Raw genomic sequence first — 19,757 nt, forward strand, 5'->3', positions numbered from 1 at the left:
CGGGCCCGGCAGCGCACCCGCGGCGGCTGCCGGCGGCCGCATCCAGGCGTATGCTCGCGCCTTGATGAACCAGACAGTACATCCCGCCCCGAAGCCGGCCCGCAAGCGCGGCCGCCCCGCTGCCGTGCCTGCCGACGCCGCCGACAGCGGGCGCACCAACGACCCCGAGCGCACGATGGCCGACATCCTGGAGGTGGCGACCGCCGAGTTCGCCGCCAAGGGCCTGGCCGGTGCCCGCATCGACGAGATCGCCGCGCTGACGCGCACCAGCAAGCGGATGATCTACTACTACTTCGAGAGCAAGGAAGGGCTGTACGTCCATGTGCTGGAAGCCGCGTATGCGCGCATCCGCCGCATCGAGTCGGAGCTGCACCTGGAGAACCTCGAGCCCGAGCGGGCGCTGCGCACGCTGGTCGCGTTCACCTACGACTACCAGCTGGCCAACCCCGATTTCATCCGCCTGGTGATGAACGAGAACATGCACCGCGGCGAGTACCTGGCGCGCTCCACCACGATCCGCCGGCTCAACGTGCCGGCGATCGCGGCGGTCGAGGAGGTCTACCGCCGCGGCGTGGCCAGCGGTGCCTTCCGGCCCGATGTCGATCCGGTGGACCTGCACATGTCGATCTCGGCGCTGTGCTTCTTCAACGTCTCGAACCGCCACACCTTCTCGCTGATCTTCGGTCGCGAGCTGGACTCGCCGGCGGCTGTCGCGGCGCGGCGCGAGAGCATTGTCGAGATGATCGTGCGGCACGTGCGCCGCTGAGGCGCGGTCGAACCCGGTGGATCAGGGTTTGACCCAATAAAAAAACTAACCAGTTCGTACATTATTCGGTCCGCGCAGCCTGTGGGCCGGCGCGGCCCCTCGAAGGAGACACAGACATGGACAACTTGCTCGGTCGCTACTGCCGCCTGCTGGAGTGGCTGCTGGTGGCGCTGCTGGCGCTGATGGTGGTGCTGGTGTTCGGGAACGTGGTGGCGCGCTACGTCTTCAACAGCGGCATCACCGAGTCCGAGGAGCTCTCGCGCTGGCTGTTCGTCTGGCTGACCTTCCTGGGCGCCATCGTCGGCCTGCGCGAGCGCGCCCACCTGGGCTCGGACATGCTGGTCAGCCGCCTGGGACCGCAGGGCAAGCGCGTCTGCCTGGCGCTGGGCCAGGGCCTGATGATCTTCGCCACCTGGCTGCTGCTCAAGGGCTCATGGGAACAGGTGCAGATCAACCTGGAGGTCGAGGCCCCGGTGACCGGCGCGTCGGTGGGCCTCTTCTACGCCGCGGGGGTCGTCTTTGCCGTCTCCACCGGGGTCATGCTGCTGCTCGACCTGTGGCGCACGCTCAGCGGCCAGCTGCGCGAGCAGGACCTGGTGATGGTCCAGGAGAGCGAGGACCTGGCGCAGATCGAGGACCTGCACCTCGACCGCTCGCAAACCTTCAAGAAGCATTGATCCACCCCAGGAGCGTTTGTCATGACCGTCTTCATCTTCCTGGGATCACTGCTGGCCGTGATGGCCCTGGGCGTGCCCATCGCCTACGCGCTGCTGCTGTCGGGCGTGGCCCTGATGCTGCACCTCGACATGTTCGACGCGCAGATCCTGGCGCAGAACACCGTCAACGGCGCCGACAGCTTCCCGCTGCTGGCCGTGCCCTTCTTCATGCTGGCCGGCGAGATCATGAACGTCGGCGGCCTGTCGCGCCGCATCGTCCATCTGGCGCTGACACTGGTGGGCCACCTGCGCGGCGGCCTGGGCTTCGTGGCCATCGTCGCCGCCTGCCTGCTGGCGGCGCTGTCGGGCTCGGCGGTCGCCGACACCGCCGCGCTGGCCTCGCTGCTGCTGCCGATGATGGTGGCCGCGGGCCACGACAAGGCGCGCGCCGGCGGCCTGATCGCCTCGGCCGGCATCATCGCGCCGGTGATCCCGCCGTCGATCGGCTTCGTCGTCTTCGGCGTGGCCGGTGGCGTGTCGATCTCCAAGCTGTTCCTCGCCGGCATCGTGCCGGGCCTGCTGATGGGCCTGGCGATCGCTGCGGCGTGGTGGTGGGTGGCCAAGCGCGAGAACATCACGCCGCCGCCCAAGGCCACGCTAGCCCAGCGCCTGCACGCGCTGAAGGAATCGACCTGGGCCCTGGTGCTGCCGGTGATCGTGGTGGTCGGCCTGAAGATGGGCGTGTTCACGCCCACCGAGGCGGCGGTGGTGGCGGCGGTCTACGCGCTGCTGGTGTCCACCCTGGTCTACCGCGAACTGAAGTGGAAGCAGCTGCACGAGGTCTTCGTGGCCGCGGCCAAGACCACCTCGGTGATCATGCTGCTGGTGGCCGCCGCCATGGTCAGCGCCTGGCTGATCACCGTGGCCGACATCCCCAGCAAGATGATCGCGCTGCTCGAGCCCTTCATGGGCAACCAGACCCTGCTGCTGATCGCCATCATGGTGCTGGTGATGGCGGTGGGCACGGCGATGGACATGACGCCCACGATCCTGATCATGACCCCGGTGCTGATGCCGGTGATCAAGGCCGCGGGCATCGACCCGGTCTACTTCGGCGTGCTGTTCATCATCAACAACGCGATCGGCCTGATCACGCCGCCCGTGGGCACCGTGCTCAACGTGGTGGCCGGCGTCGGCAAGATGAAGATGGATGACGTCACCCGCGGCGTGCTGCCCTTCATGCTGGCGCAGTTCGCGGTGATGTTCCTGATGGTGCTGGTGCCCGAACTGGTCACCTTGCCGGCCCGCTGGTTCAGCCACTGACGCCCCCGTTCCCCCCCCAACAACACCCGGAGACCTGCCATGACCCGACTGACCCGCCGCGCGCTCGGCCTTGCCCTGGCCGCCGCCAGCCTGTGCACCGCGCTGCTGCCCGCCCAGGCGCAGGAGCGCACCTTCAAGCTGGCGCTGCAGAACCCCAAGGGCCACCCGCTGGAGATCGGCGCCAGCAAGTTCGCCGAGCTGGTGGCTGCCAGGAGTGGTGGCCGCTTCAAGGTCAGTGTCTTCCCCGGCGGCACGCTGGGCGGCGACGCGCCCAACGTGTCGGCGCTGCAGGGCGGCACGATCGACTTCGTGCAGCTCAACTCGGGCATCCTGGCCTCGCAAATCAAGGACTTCGAGGTCTTCGACTTCCCCTTCATGTTCGCCAACGCCAAGGAGGCCGACGCGGTGGTCGACGGCCCCTTCGGCCAGAAGCTGCATGCGCGCCTGCTGGACAAGGGCATCGTTGGCCTGGCCTTCGTCGAGCTGGGCTTTCGCAACATCACCAACAGCCGCAAGGCGATCAGCACGGTCGATGACATCGCCGGCCTGAAGCTGCGCGTCATTCCCAACGCGATCAACATCGACTGGGTCAAGGCGCTGGGCGCCAACCCCACGCCGATGGCCTTCCCCGAGGTCTACGCCGGCCTGGAGCAGAAGGCGATCGACGGCCAGGAGAACCCGCTGTCGGTCATCCTGGCCAACAAGTTCTACGAGGTGCAGAAGTACCTGACGGTCACCAACCACCAGTACAACCCGCAGTCGCTGATCATGAGCCGCAAGGTCTGGGACAGCCTGACCGACGCCGACCGCAAGCTGATCAAGGACGCCGCCGTCGAGGCCTCGGCGTTCCAGCGCAAGGTCAACCGCGACAAGTCGGCCGACGATCTGGACGAACTCAAGCGCGCCGGCATGACGGTCAGCGAACTCTCGCCGGCCGAGCAGGCCAAGCTGCGCGACAAGCTCAAGCCGGTGGTCGAGAAGCACGGCGCGGCCATCGCCGCCACCGTGGCCGAACTGCAGGCCGAGCTGGCCAAGCTGCGCAAGTAAGCCGTCCGCGCCAGGACGCAAGGAGTCACCACGATGAACGCCACGGTCTCGGACCCGGCGCTGACGCTGCTCACCCCGGCCACGCCGCAAGGCCTGCTGGGCCTGATCGGCAGCGGCATCGGCCAGTCGCTGACCCCGGCCCTGCACCAGCAGGAGGCGGGGCACCACGGGCTGCGCCTGCACTACCAGCTGATCGACCTCGACCGCTTTGGCGGCAGCGCCGCCGATCTGCCCTGGCTGCTCAGCGCCGTGCGGGCGATCGGCTTTGGCGGCCTGAACATCACCTACCCCTGCAAGCAGGCGGTGATTCCGCACCTGGACGAGCTGTCCGACGAGGCGCGCGAGATGGGCGCGGTCAACACCGTGGTGATCCGCGACGGCCGCCTGATCGGCCACAACACCGACGGCTCGGGCTGGGCCCGGGGTTTTCGCCGCGCGCTGCCCCAGGCCGACCTGGGCGCCGTGGCGCTGCTGGGCGCCGGTGGCGCCGGTGCGGCCATCGCCCATGCGGTGCTGCGGCTGGGGGCGGACGAGCTGCGCATCGTTGACGCCGACCCGGCCCGCGCCGCCGCGCTGGCGGCCGAGCTGGGCCCGCGCGCCCGCGCGGCCGCCGACGCGGCCCAGGCGCTGCAGGGGGCCACGGGCCTGATCCACGCCACGCCCACCGGCATGGCCAAGCTGCCCGGTCTGCCACTGGACGCGGGCCTGCTGCATGCCGGCCTGTGGGTCTCGGAGGTGGTGTATTTCCCGCTTGAGACCGCGCTGCTGCGCGAAGCGCGCGCCCGCGGCTGCGCCGTGTCCGACGGCGGCGGCATGGCGGTGGGCCAGGCACTGGGTGCCTTCGAGCTGTTCACCGGACTGACCGCCGATGCCGACCGCGTGGAACACCATTTCCGCCAGTTGGTCGCGCTGCGCCAGCGCGGCGAATGCTGATGCCGCTGCCGAGGTGACCATGCCAACCACCGCCACCCCCGACCGCGAGGCCCTGGGCGAGCTGCCCAACCCGATGGGCCTGCTGGGCGTCGAGTTCATCGAGTACAGCACCGCGCGCCCGCAGACGCTGGGCCACAGCCTGGAGCGCCTGGGCTTTCGCCCGGTGGCCCGCCACCGCTCGCGCGAGGTGCTGCTGTACCGCCAGGGCGACATGAACATCGTCGTCAATGCGCACCGTCCGCCCGAGGCGCCGCCCCTGCCCGATCGCGCCCGCATCGCCGCGGTGGCGCTGCGTGTGCGCGACGCCGCCAGCGCCTACCGGCGGGCGCTGGAGCGCGGCGCCTGGGCGGTGCCCACGCAGGTGGAGGTGATGGAGCTGAACATCCCGGCGATCCATGGTGTCGGCGACAGCCGCCTGTACTTCGTCGACCGGGTGGGCGAGTTCTCGATCTATGACGTGGACTTCGTGCCCATCCACGGCGTCGACCCACGGCCCCCGGCGCTGGGCGACATGAAGCTGTTCGGCGTGGTCCAGTACATCGGCTTCGAGCGCCTGGCCGACTGGTCGGCCTTCTACGCCGAGCTGCTGGGCTTTGCCGAGCTGCCGCCCGAGGCCCAATTCGGCGTGCTGACCCAGGGCCGCATCCTGGCCAGTCCCTGCGGCACGCTGCACTGGCAGCTGATCGAGCCGGCGATCGATGCGGTCGACGTCGACACCGAGGAAATGCTCGAGCGCATCGCCTTCGCCACGCCCGATGTGCTGGCCACCGTGGCCGCGCTGAAGGCGCGCGGCGTGGAGTTCGTCGAATCCAGCGGCGGTGTACGCACCGATCGTGCCGGCGCGGTGACCCGCCCGTCGGACACCGGCCCGAGCTTCGAGTTCGTGCGCGACCCGCGCTGACGAAAGGCCGCGATGAAGACCCTGCTGCGCCAGGCCGCCGACGCCCGCATCGCCGACTTCGGCATGGACACGATCACGCTGGCCGGCCCGCTGGAGGCCAAGCTGGCGGCGATGAAGGCGGCCGGCTTCACCCAGGTGATGCTGTCCGCGCGCGACATCGTCGGCCACCCGCAGGGCGTGGACGCGGCGGTGGCCGCGGTGCGGGCCTCGGGCCTGCGCGTCACCGGCTTCCAGGTGCTGCGCGACTTCGAGGGGCTGTCCGGCCACCTGCACGGCTACAAGGTCGACATCGCCCAGCAGATGGTGCTGATGGCGCGCGCGCTGGGTGCGCGCGTGCTGCTGGCCTGCAGCTCCACCTCGCGCCACGCGTCGGACGACGCCGACCACATCGCACGCGACCTGCGCCAGCTGGCGATGCTGGCGCTGCCGCATGGCCTGCGCGTGGCCTTCGAGGCGCTGTCCTGGGGCCGTCACCTGAGCGAGGTGCACCAGGCCTGGGAGGCGGTGGCGCGCGCCGACATGCCCAACCTGGGCATCGGCATCGACTCGTACCACCTCCTGGCCACGGCCACCGCCCTGGACCTCCTGGAGGAGATCGACCCGGCGAAGATCTTCCTGGTGCAGCTGTCCGATTTCCTGTGGCAGGAAACCCGCACGCCCGAGGAACGGCTGGAGACCGCGCGCCACTTCCGCGTCTTCCCGGGCGAGGGCGTGCACTCCGAGGTGCTGGGGGAACTGGTGCGCCGCCTGGGGGCGATGGGCTACCGCGGCGACTACAGCTTCGAGGTCTTCAACGACGACTACCAGCAGCTGCCGCTGCCCTTTGTCGCCGAGCGGGCCCGCGCCAGCGCACGCTGGCTGGCCGAGGACGTGCTGCGCCGTGCGGTGCCGCTGCCCGGCGCGCTGCGCTGGGGCGCGCGCGCCTGACTCAGGCCGCGCCCACCTGCGCCGCCGCGCGGTGCAGGTGGTTGATGAACTGCTGCACCGCCGGCTTGACGGCCACGCTGCTCAGCGCGATGGCGCCCAGCGTCAGCGGCAGCGGGCCTTCGCGCAGCTTCAGCACCTGCATGAACGGTGCGGCCGCGGGGTGGTGGGCGATCGGCAGCGGCATCAGCCCCACGCAATCGCCATGGCTGATCAGCGACAGCAGGCCCAGCGTGGAGTTGACCACCGCCGCCGGCGCCGGCGGCTGCAGGCCGTGGCGCTCGAACAGCAGCTTGGCGTAGCCCGACTGGCCGCTCAGGCTGGTGTAGACCCAGCGCGAGTCCTGCAGCTCGCGCAGTGAGCGGGCGCGCGCCTTGGGGTTGCCGCGGCCCACCACCACCGCCATCTCGATGGGCATCAGCGGCTCGACCTGGCACTCGCCGGGTGGCAGGTCGTCGGGGATCGGGCCCACCACCAGGTCCACCTGGCGCTGGCGCAGCAGCTCGAGCTGGCCGATGTAGAGCTCCTCGCGCAGCTGCAGCATCATCGCCGGGAAGGCGCGGCTGTAGGTGCGTACCGCCTCAGGGATCAGCAGCAGCAGCGCCAGCGGCACCGCACCCACGGCCAGCTGGCCGACCATGCGGCCACCCATCTGGCCGATCTGCTGCACCGCCTCGTCCAGCTCCCACACCGCGGCCTTGGCCCGCGCATGCAGGATGCGCCCCTGCGCGGTGGGCGTGACGCCGGTGGTGCTGCGCTCCAGCAGCGGCGCGCCCAGCTCGCGCTCGAGCTCGCGCACCTGCTTGGTCAGTGCCGGCTGCGTCAGGCCCAGCCGGCGCGCGGCGGCGCGCAGGCTGCCCTCGTCAACCGCGGCCACCAGGGCCTGCAGGGCGCTGAGCTTCATGGCCGGATGATAACCAATCGTTATCGCGCCAAGCCCGGCGGCATCTTCCGGTGCCTGGGGGCGGATTCCTAGACTGCGGCCGCGATTTGCGCTGGATCAACACCAGATGTTTTCACCCAGACCGGAGACAAGCCCTTGAAGACCGTCCACCGCCTGCTCGTGCTGGCCACCGCCGCCGTGCTGTCCACACCCTCCTTGGCGCAGGACGCCGTGGTGCTGAAGGTGCACCACTTCCTGCCGGCCGGTTCCTACGCCCAGCAGCAGTTCATCCAGCCCTGGTGCGACAAGATCGCCAAGGACTCGGCCGGCAAGCTGAAGTGCCAGATCTACCCGTCGATGCAACTGGGCGGCACCCCGGCGCAGCTGGTCGATCAGGTCAAGGACGGCGTGGCCGACGTGGTCTGGACGCTGTCGGGCTACACCGCCGGCCGCTTCCCGCTGATGGAGGTCTTCGAGCTGCCTTTCATGATGCAAAGCCCCGAGGCCACCAGCAAGGCGCTGTGGGAGTACGCGAACACCTACGCGGCGGCCGAGTTCAAGGACGTCAAGCCGATCGCCTTCCATGTGCACGGCGACGGCGTGTTCCACATGCGCGACAAGCCGATCCGCAGCATGGCCGACCTCAAGGGCCTGAAGGTGCGCGCCCCCACCCGCCAGACCAACCGCTTCCTGGCCGCGCTGGGCGCCACGCCGGTGGCGATGCCGGTGCCGCAGGTCAGCGAGGCGCTGTCCAAGGGCGTGATCGACGGCGCGGTGGTGCCCTACGAGGTGGTGCCGTCGGTGAAGATCCAGGAGATCGTCAAGTTCCACTCCGAGACCGACCCGGCCGAGCCCGCGCTCTACACCGCGACCTTCCTGTTCGTGATGAACAAGGACCGGTACGCCAGCCTGTCGCCCGATCTGAAGAAGGTGATCGACGCCAACAGCGGCCTGGCGCTGTCGGGCCAGATCGGCAAGGTCTTCCTGGCGGCCGATGCCGAGGGCAAGAAGCTCACCGCCAAGAACACCACCAACGTGATCCCGGCCTCGGAACTGGCGGCCTGGAAGAAGGCCGGGCAGCCGGTGGTGGACGGCTGGATCGCCGACGTCAACGCCAAGGGCGCGAACGGCAAGCAGCTCCATGACGCTGCGCGCGCGCTGATCGCCAAGTACCAGGCTGGCCAGTGAGCCGGCACTGATCCCCTGATGTGATGGCGCCCGCCGGGAGGCGGTGCGCCTGGGAGACCTCTGATGAACGAACCTCTTCCAGGGGCCCGTGTCGCGGGCACCCTGCCTGGCTTCGGCCCGCTGGGCTACCGGCTGCTGGCCCTGTCCAAGGCGCTGGCCATGGCGGGCGGCCTGGTCTTCGTGGTGCTGGTGGCGATGAGCATCGTCAGCATCGTCGGCCGCAAACTGGCCGCGGCGCCGGTGCCGGGCGATGTGGAGCTGCTGCAGATGAGCGCCGCCTTCGCCTGCGCCTGCTTCTTCGCCTACTGCCACCTGATCGGCGGCGATGTGAAGGTCGACTTCTTCACCGCCAAGGCCTCGGCCCGCACCATCCATGCGCTGGACGCGCTGGGCTCGCTGCTGTTCGGCCTGATGGGCGCCGCGCTGGCCTGGCGCGGCACCGCGGGCATGCTGGCGATGAAGGACTCGGGCGAGACCAGCATCATCCTGGGCTGGCCGATCTGGCTGGCGCAGGCGCTGATGATCCCCGGCTTCGTGCTGATGGCGCTGGCCGGGTTGTACATGGTGGGCGCGCACCTGCGCAGCCCGGCGGTGGGCGCGGTGCAGGAGGTGACGCCATGAGCGGCATCGCCACCGGGCTGTGGATCTTCGCGCTGCTGATGGGCCTGCTGGCCCTGCGGGTGCCGATCGGCGTGGCGATGTTCACGATGGGCTCGCTGGGTTATGCCTGGCTGAGCGGCAGCCTCACCCCGCTGCTGAGCGTGTGGAAGAACGTGGGTTATGCGCGGCTGTCGAACTACGACCTGATCGTCATCCCGATGTTCCTGCTGATGGGCCAGTTCGCCACCCACGGCGGCCTGAGCGCGGCGCTGTTCCGCTTCGTCGCCGCCTTCATGGGGCATCTGAAGGGGGGCATCGCGATGGCCTCGATCGGCGCCTGCGCGGGCTTCGGCGCGATCTGCGGCTCCTCGCTGGCCACCGCGGCCACGATGGGCCAGGTGGCGCTGCCCGAGCTGCGCCGCTACGGCTACTCGGGGGCGCTGGCCACCGGCGCGCTGGCGGCCGGCGGCACGCTGGGCATCATGATTCCGCCGTCGGTGCCGCTGGTGATCTACGCCATCCTGACGCAGGAATCCATCGGCAAGCTGTTCATGGCGGCGGTGCTGCCGGGCCTGATCGCGATGGTCGGCTACATGGTCGTCGTGAAGATCATCGTCACGCTGCGCCCCGAGGCCGGCCCCGCCGGCCCGCGCGTGCCCTGGCCCGAGCGGCTCAAGGCGCTGGCCCAGGTGCTGCCGGTGCTGGGCGTGTTCGCGGTGGTGATCATCGGCATCTACGGCGGCTGGGCCAACCCGACCGAAGCGGCGGCGATCGGCGCCGCGGCCTGCGGCGTCCTGGCCGTGGCCACCGGCGGCATGCGCCTGAAGGGCCTGGTGGACAGCGCGCTGGGCACCGCCCAGGCCACGGCGATGATCTTCCTGGTGCTGCTGGGCGCCGACATGCTCAACACCGCGCTGGCGCTGAGCCAGATGCCGGTGGAGCTGGCCGCCTGGGTCAAGGACAGCGGCCTGCACCCGATGGTGGTGATGGTGGCGATCCTGGTGATCTACATCGGGCTGGGCTGCGTGATGGACTCGCTGGCGATGATCCTGCTGACCATCCCGATCTTCTACCCGATGGTCATGGGCCTGGAGTTCCACGGCCTGGGCGCCACCGACAAGAGCATCTGGTTCGGCATCCTGGCGCTGATGGTGGTGGAGATCGGCCTGGTGCATCCGCCGGTGGGCATGAACGTCTTCATCATCAACCGGCTGGCCAGGGACGTGCCGCTGGTCGAGACCTTCAAGGGCGTGATGCCCTTCCTGGCCTCGGACCTGCTGCGCATCGTGCTGCTGCTGAGCTTTCCGGCGATCTCGCTGGTGCTGGTGAACACCCTGGGCGGCTGAGGCCGCGAGGAGACCTGCCATGTCGCTGTTCGCGCTGCGGTTCCATTCCTGGCTGCGCTGTGGCGTGGTCGCGGCCCTGGTGCTGGCGGGTGCCGTTCCCGCCCGGGCCGACACCGCGCCCACCGGTCTGGCCCCGCTGCCGGCGCTGCCGCCGGTCATGGCCTGCGCAGACCTGGCCGCGCTGCGGCTGGACGGCGTGACCGACGGCGCCGTCGAGATCAGCGCCGCCACCGTGGTGGTGGCTGGCGCAGCGCCGTACTGCGAGGTGCGCGGCCGCATCGCGCCGGCCATCGGCTTTGTGCTGCGCCTGCCCACCCAGGGCTGGACGCAGCGCTATGTGCAGACCGGCTGCGGCGGCCTGTGCGGCTCGGCCCGCATCGACCCCGGCCAGGGCGCCGACTGCGTCCCGGTGCGCGATGGCAATGTGGCCATCGCCACCACCGACATGGGCCACCAGGGCAGCGGCACGCCGGCCGGCGCCTGGGCAGCAGGCCAGCCGCAGGCGCAGATCGATTTTGCCTATCGCGGCGTGCACGCCACCGCGCAGCTCGCCCAGGCGCTGGTGGCGCGCTTCTACGGCCAGCCGGCGCGCCACCGCTACTTCATCGGCTGCTCCGATGGCGGGCGCGAGGCGCTGATGGAGGCGCAGCGCTACCCGCAGGACTTTGATGGCATCGTGGCCGGCGCGCCGGCGCTCAACATGGTGGTGCAGAACAGCTTCCACCACGCCTGGAACGTGCGCGCCAACCGCGACGCCAGCGGCCGCTACCGCCTGCTGGCCGGCCAGCTGCCGATGCTGCACGCCGCGGTGCTGGACGCCTGCGATGGGCTGGACGGCCTGGTCGATGGCCTGATCGAGGACCCGCGGCGCTGCCCCTTCGAGCCCCGCCGCCTGCTCTGCCGTGACGGCCAGGACCCGGCCCATTGCCTGAGCCCCGAAGCGGTGGCCGCGGTGCAGGCGCTGCACGATGGCGCGCGTGATGACCAGGGCCGCTACCTGGAAGTCCCCGGCGCCCATCCCTGGGGCTCGGAGCGGCTGTGGACACTGTTCGTCCCGCCCACGCCGCAGGCCGCGTTCAACTTCAGCGAGCAGATCGCCGCCGCGCCCTTCGTGCGCTACCTGGCCCACTTCAACCAGGCGCTGCCCGCCTGGACGGTGGACGAGCTGCGCTTCACCGCCGAGGCCTTCTGGCAGACGGTGCAGACCTCCGTCTACCTGTCGGCGATGGACCCCGACCTGAGCCGCTTCCAGGCGCGCGGCGGCAAGCTGCTGCTGTGGCATGGCTGGAGCGACGAGCACATCGCGGCCACCAACACCATTGCCTACGCACAGGCGCTGCGGCAACAGATGGGCGCGGCCGCCGCCGATGCCTTCACCCGGCTGTATCTGCTGCCCGGCGTGGGCCATTGCGGCGGTGGCGACGGCCCGGACCAGGTGGACCTGCTGACGCCGGTGATGGTCTGGGTAGAGACCGGGCTGGCGCCCCAGGCCCTGATGACCGCTCAGGTGGCCAGCGGCGTGACCACGCGCACCCGTCCGGTGTATCCGTACCCGCTGGTGGCGCGTTTCCAGGGCGGCGATCCCACGCTGGCAGCGAACTTCGCGCCGGTCGACCCGGGCCCGGAAGAGCCCACCCCCGATTGGCTGGGCGCGCCGCTGTTCGCCAGCGGATACCAGGCGCAGTGCCAGGCCCGCGACGGTCGCCTGGTCTGCGACCCGCCCGGCCTGCCCTTCGGCACACCCGCGCCACGCTGAACTTCACCCCTCATTGCACAGGACACCCCCCATGGCTCGCATCATTGGCGGCATCGGCGCCTCGCACTCTCCCACCATCGGCTACGCCAAGGACACCGGCAAGCAGCAGGACCCGGCCTGGAAGCCGATCTTTGACGGCTTTGACGCGATCCGCGGCTGGGTGAAGGCGCAGCAGATCGACGTGATCTTCGTGATCTACAACGACCACATCACCTCGTTCTTCTTCGACCACTACTCGGCCTTTGCGCTGGGCATCGATGACCGCTATGTGGCGGCCGACGAGGGCGGCGGCCCGCGCGAGGTGGCGCCGGCGATCGGCCACCTGGGGCTGGCGCGGCACATCGCGATGTCGCTGGTGGCCGACGAGTTCGACATGTCCTTCTTCCAGGGCAAGCCGGTCGACCACGGGCTGCTGTCACCGCTGTCGATGCTGGCCGACGCGCAGGGCCCCTGGCCCGGCCAGGTGGTGCCGCTGCAGGTGGGTGTGCTGCAGCTGCCCATCCCCAGCGCCCGGCGCATGTGGAAGCTGGGCCAGACGCTTCGCCAGGCCGTGGAGAGCTACCCCGAGGACCTGCGCGTGGCGGTGATGGCCACTGGCGGCCTGTCGCACCAGGTGCATGGCGAGCGCGCGGGCTTCCTCAACGAGGCCTGGGACAGCGAGTTCCTGGACCTGCTGGAGCACTCGCCCGACACACTGGTGAACATGCGCATCGCCGAGTACGCCGCCAAGGGCGGCATGGAGGGCGCCGAGGTCATCATGTGGCTGATCATGCGCGGCGCGCTGTCCGAGCAGGTGCGCCTGGTGCACAAGCAGACCTACGCCCCGTCGGTGACCAACATCTGCACCCTGGTCTTCGAGGACCTGGGCGCTGAGCCCGACCCCGCGGCGGTGGCCGCCTACCGCGCCCACATCGGCCATGAACTGGACGGCGCCGGTGCCTTGCCCGGCACCTACCCCTTCACCCACGAGCGCAGCCACGCCAACCTGCGCCTCAACAGCTTCCTGCACGAGCTGGTGAAGCCGGCGCACCGCGCGCGCTTCCTCAGCGACTTCGACGCCCTGGCCGCCGAGCACGGCCTGAGCGCCGAGGAGCAGGCGCTGATCCGCGAGCGCCGCTGGATCGAGATGGTCCGCCGCGGCGTCAGCTTCTTCGTGCTGGAGAAGATGGCCGCGGTGCTGGGCGTGCCCAACCCCGCGGTCTACGCGGCCTTCCGTGGCGAAACGCTGGAGCAGTTCCTGGCCACCCGCAAGGTGCCGATGACCTATTCGGTGGCGGGCGGTGACAAGGTGCGGGCGATGGCGAAGCGATGAAGGACAGGGCTCTGCCCTAGTCGGACGCTGGTCTGACTACTTCGGTGTGGCGCGGCGGGCGAGGGGGAGTTCGCTTGTCCTCATGCCAGGGCCTCTGGCCCTGGCATGAGAGAGACCCCTTTCGCCCACCTCGCCTCAACCACCTCCGCGGGCAATGGCTGCCATGGGCAGGAAGCCGCCGGGGGTCACTCCACCTCGTTGAAGGTCTCGCCCAATGCGTTGACCAGGCTGTCGATCTGCGCCGGCGTGCTGATGAAGGGCGGGGCGAGCTGGATGGTGTCGCCGCCGTAGCGCACGTAGAAGCCCCTCTTCATCATGCGCATCGCCACCTGGTAGGGGCGCTTGGCGGGCTCGCCGGGCGCGCTGGCCACGGTGATGCCGGCGGCCAGCCCGAAGTTGCGGATGTCGGCCACGTGCTTTGCGCCCTTGAGGCTGTGCACCGTGCGCTCGAAGTGCGGCGCCAAAGCGCGCACGCGGCCGGGGCCGTCCTCGCGGGCCAGCAGGTCCATCGCGGCCACGCCGGCGGCGCAGGCCACCGGGTGGGCCGAGTAGGTGTAGCCGTGCGGGAACTCCAGCATGTAGTCGGGGCCGCCCGCCTGCATGAAGGTGTCGTAGATCTCGGTCTTGGCGATCACCGCGCCCAGCGGCTGCACGCCATTGGTCACCTGCTTGGCGATGTTGATGATGTCGGGCGTGACACCGAAGGCCTCGGCGCCGGTCCAGGCGCCGGCGCGGCCGAAGCCGGTGATGACCTCGTCGAAGATCAGCAGGATGTTGTGGGCGGTGCAGATCTCGCGCAGGCGCTGCAGGTAGCCCTGCGGCGGGATGATCACGCCGGCCGAACCGGCAAAGGGCTCGACGATCACCGCGGCGATGTTGCTGGCGTCGTGCAGCGCGATCAGGTTCAGCAGCTCATCGGCCAGCGCCACGCCGTGCGGGCCCTCGGCCGGCGGCTGGCCGGCGAAGAAGCTGCCGGCGGGCGGCTGGGTGTGGGGCAGGTGGTCGGCCTCGACGCCCTGGCCAAAGGTCTTGCGGTTGGCCACCAGGCCGCCCACCGAGATGCCGCCGAAGTTCACGCCGTGGTAGCCCTTGATGCGGCCGATCAGCCGCGTCTTGCTGGCCTGGCCCTTGGCACGCCAGTAGGCGCGCGCCATCTTCAGCGAGGTGTCGGCCGACTCCGAGCCCGAGCCGGTGAAGAACACCCGGTTCAGGCCGGCGGGCATGCGCTCGACGATGCGGTTGGCCAGCTCGAAAGACAGCGGATGCCCGAACTGGAACGCGGGCGAGTAGTCCAGCGTGCTCACCTGGCGCGCCACGGCCTCGGCGATCTCGCGCCGCGCATGGCCCAGGCCGCAGCACCACAGGCCCGAGAGGCCGTCGAACAGCTTCGTGCCGTCGGCCATCGTGTAGTGCACGCCCTCGGCCGAGGTGATCAGGCGCGGATTCGCCTTGAAGTCGCGGTTGCCGGTGAAGGGCATCCAGTGCGCGTCCATCCAGCCGGCGTCGGTGGAGGCGGGGTGGGTGGTGGTCCAGATCTCGGGGGCGTTCATCGGCGGCTCTCCTGGGGGCGCAAGAGCGTGGATGGTGCCTCAGAACTCGCTTGAATAGAATGAGCGTCTCTGCGCAGTCACTTGACGATCCATGCAACTGAACGAGGCCCCGCTGCCCGGCCAGATCGGTGACGCCGACCTGCGCCTGCTGCGCGTGTTCAAGGCGGTGGCCGATTGCGGCGGCCTGGCGGCGGCCGAGCGCGAGCTGGGCATTGCGCTGTCCACCATCAGCCGCCACCTGAAGGACCTGGAGCAGCGCCTGGGCCTGACGCTGGCCCGCCGCGGCCGCGCCGGCTTTGCGCTCACCCCCGAGGGCGAGCAGCTGCACGCCGCCGCCACCCAGCTGCTGGGCGCCACCGATGCCTTCCGTGGCCAGCTGCACGAGATCCACCGCCGCCTGGCCGGCGACCTGCACCTGGCGGTGTTCGAGAAGACCGCCAGCAACCCCGACGCGCGCATCGCCGAGGCGGTGGCGGCCTTCCAGGCGCGCGCGCCACAGGCCACGCTGCACATGCACGTGGGCACGATCGCGATGATCGAGCGCGGCGTGATCGACGGCAGCTTCCAACTGGGCATCGTGCCCGAACACCGCCGCTCGGAGAGCCTGGACTACACGCCGCTGTTCGGCGAGACCATGTACCTCTACGCGGGCCGCGGTCACCCGTGGTTCGCCCCGCAGCGCAAGCCACCATCGTGGGACGCGCTGCGCCGCGAGGCGCTGGTGGGCCTGGGCTACCAGTCACCCAACCTGATGCTCACCCATGCGCGCCGGCTGGAGCGCCGCGCCACCGCGTCCGACCAGGAGGCGGTGGCCACGCTGGTGCTGTCGGGCCGCTACCTGGGCTTCCTGCCCGATCACTACGCCGAGCCCTTCGTGCGCGCGGGGCGGCTGCGGGCGGTGTCGCCGCAGGTGCTGAACTACGCCTGCCAGTTCAGCGTGGTGCAGCGGCGCTCGCCGGCGCCGTCACGGCTGGCCGCGGCCTTTCATGCGGCGCTGGTGCAGGCGCACGGCGGCTGATCATGCCGGGTCGCCTGGCAGCCTTCAGCCGCGCGTGATCCAGTAGCCCTCGGCCAGCGCCAGCGTGTACTCGGGAAACGGTCCTTCCACCGCCAGGCAACGGTGCATCTGGTGCTCGGGCTTCAGGTAGGCAAAGGCCTGCAGCGGCTGGCCGTCGCTCAGCGACACCACCGTCAACGCCACCCGCTCGTAGCCATCGGGCAGGCCCACCTCCTCGAAGGCGTCGATCGAGGGCAGCGCATCGTCCGGCACCTCGAACAGCTGGCCGCTGACGCAGTGGCCCTGGCCGGGCAGGTGCATCAGCCAAGGGGCGCGTTCCTCCTGCGGCAGGCGTACCACATACAGCGGCAGTGGCTGCACGGTGCGGTACTCGCCCGGCACGCGACGGCCGGTGTTCAAGTGGTGGTTCGGGAACCCCTGCTTCAGGGTTCCGTAGACAAACAGCAGGGTCATGCGCCGAGTATCCCGGATCGGCCTCCCCCGCCGGTGGTGCTCAGGACCACCACCCGCGCCAGCGCGGCGCCAGCGCCCGCCCGCCCGCCACCAGCAGCGCCGACACCACGAACACCGCCACCGCCAGCAGCGCGCCGCGCAGCGGGGTGCGCCGCAGCAGCGCTTCCAGCACCAGGATGTGCACCAGGTAGATGCCCATGCACAGGTCCGACAGCCCCTGCACCGACCAGCCGCCCGGCGCCGGCGCCGGCCGCCAGGCCAGCCAGGCGCACACCCCCAGGCCGATGGTGCAGGTCAGGCCGAAGCTCTCCAGCGGCGCCACCAGCGCTGCCGCCAGCACCGGCCCGGCCAGCGTCGCCGCGCGCTGCCGGGGCGTCAATGCCCCCACGCCCAGCAGCATCAGTCCATAGCTCACCGGCAGCGCCGCATCGGCCCACTGCCGCAGGGGGTAGAACGTGCCCAGCGTGAGCGGGCGCCACAGCGGAATGCCCAGGGCCAGCGCGGTGGCCAGCAGGCCCGCCGCCAGCGCCAGACCGCGTGCAGGCAGGACGCGCCGCAGCGCGTCGACCACCAGCAGCAGGCCGAACATGAAGGGCAGGTACCACAGGTGGATGTTGCTGCCCGCCAGCACGCCCGCCAGCATGCCGTGGCGCGTGTCCACCACCGGCAGACGCAGCGTGTGCACATACCAGCCATAGACGACGAACCACAGCACCCACGGCACCAGCAGCCGCCGCGCGCGCTGGCGCACCGCCGCCCAGCCCTGGCGCGAGCCGGCCGACAGCCACACCGACAGCACCAGGAACACCACCAGCCCCGCATAGCCCAGCGCCAGTTGCGGCGCATGGGCGTGGAACCAGACGATGCCGAAGGCGGCCAGCACCCGCACCGCCTCGATGTCCTGCCGGCGTGCCGGCAGGGTCTGGCTCATCCGACCTCCGGAGGCCCGAGCGGGTCGCCCAGGTGGATCTCGCCATCGCTCAGCACATCCACCCGCAGGCCGCCGCGCCCCACCCAGTGGCGCACCACCGCTGCTGGCGGCAGCGTGTCGCTGCCCAGGGCCTGGCCCAGGCCCGCGCAGGGTTCGCACAGCTCCACGCCCCGCAGCCGCACGCCGCCGACCGTGAAGGTGCGCCCCACCAGCGCGTTGAGCCGCACGCCGCGCGTCACCAGGTTGCGCCGGGTGATCGACAGGTCCGGCGCGCGAGCGTGCTGGGCGCAGAAGCGCTCGATCTCCTCAGCCTCCACCAGGGTCAGGTTCTGGCCGGGGTGGTCGGCCTGGCCGTCGTTGCGGTCGCCCAGCACGCCCCGGCCGGCACGCAGCGTGATGCGTTCGTGCGCCACCTGCGGCGCGCCGGCGGCCGGGCTGGTGAAGATGCGCTCAATCGTCATCGGGGGTCTCCGCGTGGTGCGAAGAGGCCGCCTGCGTCACAGCACCTGGCCGAACTTGACCAGGTTGCCGTCCTCGTCGATCAGCGCCAGCTCGCGCATGCCCCAGGGCTTGTCCTCCACCGGCACCAGGCGCGGAATGCCCTGCGTCGGCAGGCCCAGCGGCGCAAAGGCCGCCTGCAGCGGGTCCACCGCCGCCACGCGCATGTAGGCGCCCGCATAGCACTCGGCCGGGTCCAGCGCCGGGTGCGGAAAGAAATGCAGCTCCAGCGCGCCGCGGGTGAGGATGGCGTAGGTGCCACCGGCCAGCAGTTCGCCCTCGAAGCCCAGCCGTTCGTAGAACGCGATCGTGCGCGGCAGCGAGCGGCTGGGCAGCACCGGAATGGACATGTCAGGGGTGGTCATCAGTGGCTCCTCAGCGGTTCACGACGCGGTCGATCATCTGGTCACGCAGCGTGCCCTCGGTCGCGGTGCCCGGCGCTGGCCTGGCGGCCGGCACCGAGGCCGGCGCCACCGGCGCGACGGGCGCGACCACGTTGACATGGCCCTGCACGGTGGCGGTGGCATAGCCCGGCGGACAGGCGGTGTCGGTGTAGAGCACCCGCTCGCCGGCCACGCACTTGCGCAGGCCGCCCGGCCCGGTGGCGGCGGCCGGGCGGGCCGGGTCGGCCGTCGGTGTGCCTGTCAGCGATGCGGCGGCGCCGCGCAGCGCCGGCATCAGCGGCGCCAGGGCGCCGAAGTGCCAGGCGGCGGCCAGGGCCAGGGTCAGACTACCGAGGGTGAAAACCAGGGTGCGCATGGCAGGCAGGATGTCTGGGTCACATGGCAGGAGACGGTGGGCCATGGTAAGGCGTCTGTCGTGGAGCCGGTACGCCACCGGCCTGCAACCATGCCTCGCGTGTGATCAGGTACAGGCAGTGGCGCCGCAGCGCATGGCCTTCGGGTAGCGCCGGGTGGTCGAAGTCCTGGCCGGTGTCGTGCATGCCCAGGCGTTCCATCACCGCCCGCGACGGCCGGTTGACCAGCGCGGTGTACGACACCACCTGCGCCAGCCCCAGCGCACCAAAGGCCACCGCCAGCGCGGCGCGCGCGCCCTCGGTGGCCAGGCCCTGGCCCCAGTGCTGCCGGGCCAACCGCCAGCCCACCTCCACGCAGGGCGAGCAGGGCAGGGTGCGCCGCGGCACTGTCAGGCCGATGAAGCCGATGAACTCACCGCTGTCGCGCCGCTCCACCGCCCAGTTGCTCCAGCCCTGCTCGGCGAACTGCGCGCTCCACAGGGCCACGCTGTCGCGCGTCTGGGCCTCGGTCTGCGTGGCCGGGAAGTAGCGCATCACCAGCGGGTCGGCGTTCAGTGCCGCGAACGGCGCCAGGTGCCGCGGCTGCCACACCCGCAGACGCAGGCGTGGGGTGTCGGGCTCGATCGGCGGGCGCATCGGGTCGGGCTGGTCCGCGTGCTGGCGCGCCGGCGCCTATTCGGTGACCACGGCCGTGCCGCTGGCCGACAGCCACAGCAGGCCGTTGCCCGCGCCCAGTGCGATGCCGCGCAGGCCGGCGACCCGGTCCTGGACGACCTGGGTGCCCGCGAGAGCCTCGCCCGCGACCGCGCCACCACAGCGGGTCATCCGGTGGCCTTCATGGCTGGGGGCGGTGGTGCGCTGCACGGTGTTCCTCTGACCAGATCGGCGTTGACGGGCACGCGCTGGCCGGCGAGC

General features: G+C 70.8%; 22 protein-coding genes. 13 read left to right on the forward strand and 9 right to left on the reverse strand.

The features are described from left to right. Positions 1 to 64 precede the first annotated feature (64 nt). The 7 genes from KAK07_RS19320 (at position 65) to KAK07_RS19350 (ending at position 6,553) form a co-directional block, all read left to right on the forward strand. A complete protein-coding gene (locus KAK07_RS19320; protein ID WP_210851632.1) occupies positions 65 to 766 on the forward strand; it encodes a TetR/AcrR family transcriptional regulator in 702 nt (233 codons plus the stop codon). Between the two features lie 116 nt (positions 767 to 882). Then, entirely contained in the window at positions 883 to 1,443 is a 561-nt protein-coding gene (locus KAK07_RS19325; protein ID WP_210862689.1) for a TRAP transporter small permease, read from the forward strand. 21 nt (positions 1,444 to 1,464) lie between these two features. Continuing rightward, positions 1,465 to 2,745 (forward strand): TRAP transporter large permease subunit, encoded by a 1,281-nt coding sequence (locus KAK07_RS19330; RefSeq protein WP_210862691.1) that lies wholly within the window; start codon positions 1,465 to 1,467, stop codon positions 2,743 to 2,745. A gap of 39 nt (positions 2,746 to 2,784) precedes the next feature. Next, on the forward strand, positions 2,785 to 3,792 hold the full coding sequence (locus tag KAK07_RS19335) for a TRAP transporter substrate-binding protein (RefSeq protein WP_210851635.1): 1,008 nt from the start codon (positions 2,785 to 2,787) through the stop codon (positions 3,790 to 3,792). Positions 3,793 to 3,825: 33 nt separating this feature from the next. Then, a complete protein-coding gene (locus KAK07_RS19340; RefSeq protein ID WP_210862693.1) occupies positions 3,826 to 4,725 on the forward strand; it encodes a shikimate dehydrogenase in 900 nt (299 codons plus the stop codon). Positions 4,726 to 4,744: 19 nt separating this feature from the next. Next, entirely contained in the window at positions 4,745 to 5,626 is an 882-nt protein-coding gene (locus tag KAK07_RS19345; RefSeq protein ID WP_210862695.1) for a 4-hydroxyphenylpyruvate dioxygenase, read from the forward strand. Positions 5,627 to 5,638: 12 nt separating this feature from the next. Continuing rightward, positions 5,639 to 6,553, forward strand: a complete 915-nt coding sequence (locus tag KAK07_RS19350; protein ID WP_210862697.1) for a sugar phosphate isomerase/epimerase family protein — start codon at positions 5,639 to 5,641, stop codon at positions 6,551 to 6,553. Between the two features lies 1 nt (position 6,554). Here the strand turns inward: KAK07_RS19350 and KAK07_RS19355 are convergent, their stop codons facing one another. Next, on the reverse strand, positions 6,555 to 7,454 hold the full coding sequence (locus KAK07_RS19355; protein ID WP_210851639.1) for a LysR family transcriptional regulator: 900 nt from the start codon (positions 7,452 to 7,454) through the stop codon (positions 6,555 to 6,557). A 135-nt stretch (positions 7,455 to 7,589) separates the two neighbouring features. Here KAK07_RS19355 and KAK07_RS19360 point away from each other — a divergent pair, with 135 nt between their 5' ends. From KAK07_RS19360 to KAK07_RS19380, 5 genes are all read left to right on the forward strand, one after another. Beyond that, positions 7,590 to 8,621 (forward strand): TRAP transporter substrate-binding protein, encoded by a 1,032-nt coding sequence (locus KAK07_RS19360; protein WP_210862699.1) that lies wholly within the window; start codon positions 7,590 to 7,592, stop codon positions 8,619 to 8,621. 63 nt (positions 8,622 to 8,684) lie between these two features. After that, complete coding sequence (locus KAK07_RS19365; RefSeq protein WP_210851641.1) at positions 8,685 to 9,242, forward strand: TRAP transporter small permease; 558 nt, start codon at positions 8,685 to 8,687, stop codon at positions 9,240 to 9,242. Next, positions 9,239 to 10,567 (forward strand): TRAP transporter large permease, encoded by a 1,329-nt coding sequence (locus KAK07_RS19370; RefSeq protein ID WP_210862700.1) that lies wholly within the window; start codon positions 9,239 to 9,241, stop codon positions 10,565 to 10,567. The genes KAK07_RS19365 and KAK07_RS19370 overlap by 4 nt, the downstream gene beginning before the upstream one ends. Positions 10,568 to 10,586: 19 nt before the next feature. Then, complete coding sequence (locus tag KAK07_RS19375) at positions 10,587 to 12,323, forward strand: tannase/feruloyl esterase family alpha/beta hydrolase (RefSeq protein WP_210862703.1); 1,737 nt, start codon at positions 10,587 to 10,589, stop codon at positions 12,321 to 12,323. A gap of 31 nt (positions 12,324 to 12,354) precedes the next feature. Further along, positions 12,355 to 13,635 carry a gallate dioxygenase gene (locus KAK07_RS19380; RefSeq protein ID WP_210862705.1) on the forward strand — a complete coding sequence of 427 codons (1,281 nt, stop codon included), beginning with the start codon at positions 12,355 to 12,357 and terminating at the stop codon, positions 13,633 to 13,635. Positions 13,636 to 13,820: 185 nt separating this feature from the next. Here KAK07_RS19380 and aptA read toward each other — a convergent pair whose 3' ends face one another. Next, entirely contained in the window at positions 13,821 to 15,185 is a 1,365-nt protein-coding gene (gene aptA, locus KAK07_RS19385) for an omega-aminotransferase AptA (RefSeq protein WP_210862707.1), read from the reverse strand. Between the two features lie 91 nt (positions 15,186 to 15,276). On the opposite strand from aptA, the gene KAK07_RS19390 reads away from it, so the two are divergent. Next, entirely contained in the window at positions 15,277 to 16,203 is a 927-nt protein-coding gene (locus tag KAK07_RS19390; protein ID WP_210851646.1) for a LysR family transcriptional regulator, read from the forward strand. A 24-nt stretch (positions 16,204 to 16,227) separates the two neighbouring features. Here the strand turns inward: KAK07_RS19390 and KAK07_RS19395 are convergent, their stop codons facing one another. The 7 genes from KAK07_RS19395 to KAK07_RS19425 are packed head-to-tail and all read right to left on the reverse strand — an operon-like array spanning position 16,228 to position 19,706. Next, entirely contained in the window at positions 16,228 to 16,656 is a 429-nt protein-coding gene (locus KAK07_RS19395) for a gamma-glutamylcyclotransferase family protein (protein WP_210851647.1), read from the reverse strand. Between the two features lie 40 nt (positions 16,657 to 16,696). After that, positions 16,697 to 17,587 (reverse strand): acyltransferase family protein, encoded by an 891-nt coding sequence (locus KAK07_RS19400; protein ID WP_210862709.1) that lies wholly within the window; start codon positions 17,585 to 17,587, stop codon positions 16,697 to 16,699. Continuing rightward, positions 17,584 to 18,048 carry an MOSC domain-containing protein gene (locus KAK07_RS19405; RefSeq protein WP_210862711.1) on the reverse strand — a complete coding sequence of 155 codons (465 nt, stop codon included), beginning with the start codon at positions 18,046 to 18,048 and terminating at the stop codon, positions 17,584 to 17,586. The genes KAK07_RS19400 and KAK07_RS19405 overlap by 4 nt, the downstream gene beginning before the upstream one ends. Positions 18,049 to 18,084: 36 nt before the next feature. Continuing rightward, positions 18,085 to 18,450 (reverse strand): bleomycin resistance protein, encoded by a 366-nt coding sequence (locus KAK07_RS19410; protein WP_210851650.1) that lies wholly within the window; start codon positions 18,448 to 18,450, stop codon positions 18,085 to 18,087. A gap of 10 nt (positions 18,451 to 18,460) precedes the next feature. Continuing rightward, positions 18,461 to 18,844, reverse strand: coding sequence for a hypothetical protein (locus KAK07_RS19415; protein ID WP_210862712.1), 384 nt, complete (start codon positions 18,842 to 18,844; stop codon positions 18,461 to 18,463). A 19-nt stretch (positions 18,845 to 18,863) separates the two neighbouring features. Beyond that, positions 18,864 to 19,478: a GNAT family N-acetyltransferase gene (locus KAK07_RS19420; RefSeq protein ID WP_210862714.1), complete on the reverse strand. Its 615-nt coding sequence runs from the start codon at positions 19,476 to 19,478 to the stop codon at positions 18,864 to 18,866. A gap of 36 nt (positions 19,479 to 19,514) precedes the next feature. Continuing rightward, positions 19,515 to 19,706 (reverse strand): YbjQ family protein, encoded by a 192-nt coding sequence (locus KAK07_RS19425; protein ID WP_210862716.1) that lies wholly within the window; start codon positions 19,704 to 19,706, stop codon positions 19,515 to 19,517. Positions 19,707 to 19,757 lie beyond the last annotated feature (51 nt).

It is taken from the genome of Ideonella alba (genome assembly GCF_018069875.1).
Taxonomy (GTDB): Bacteria; Pseudomonadota; Gammaproteobacteria; order Burkholderiales; family Burkholderiaceae_C; genus Ideonella; species Ideonella alba.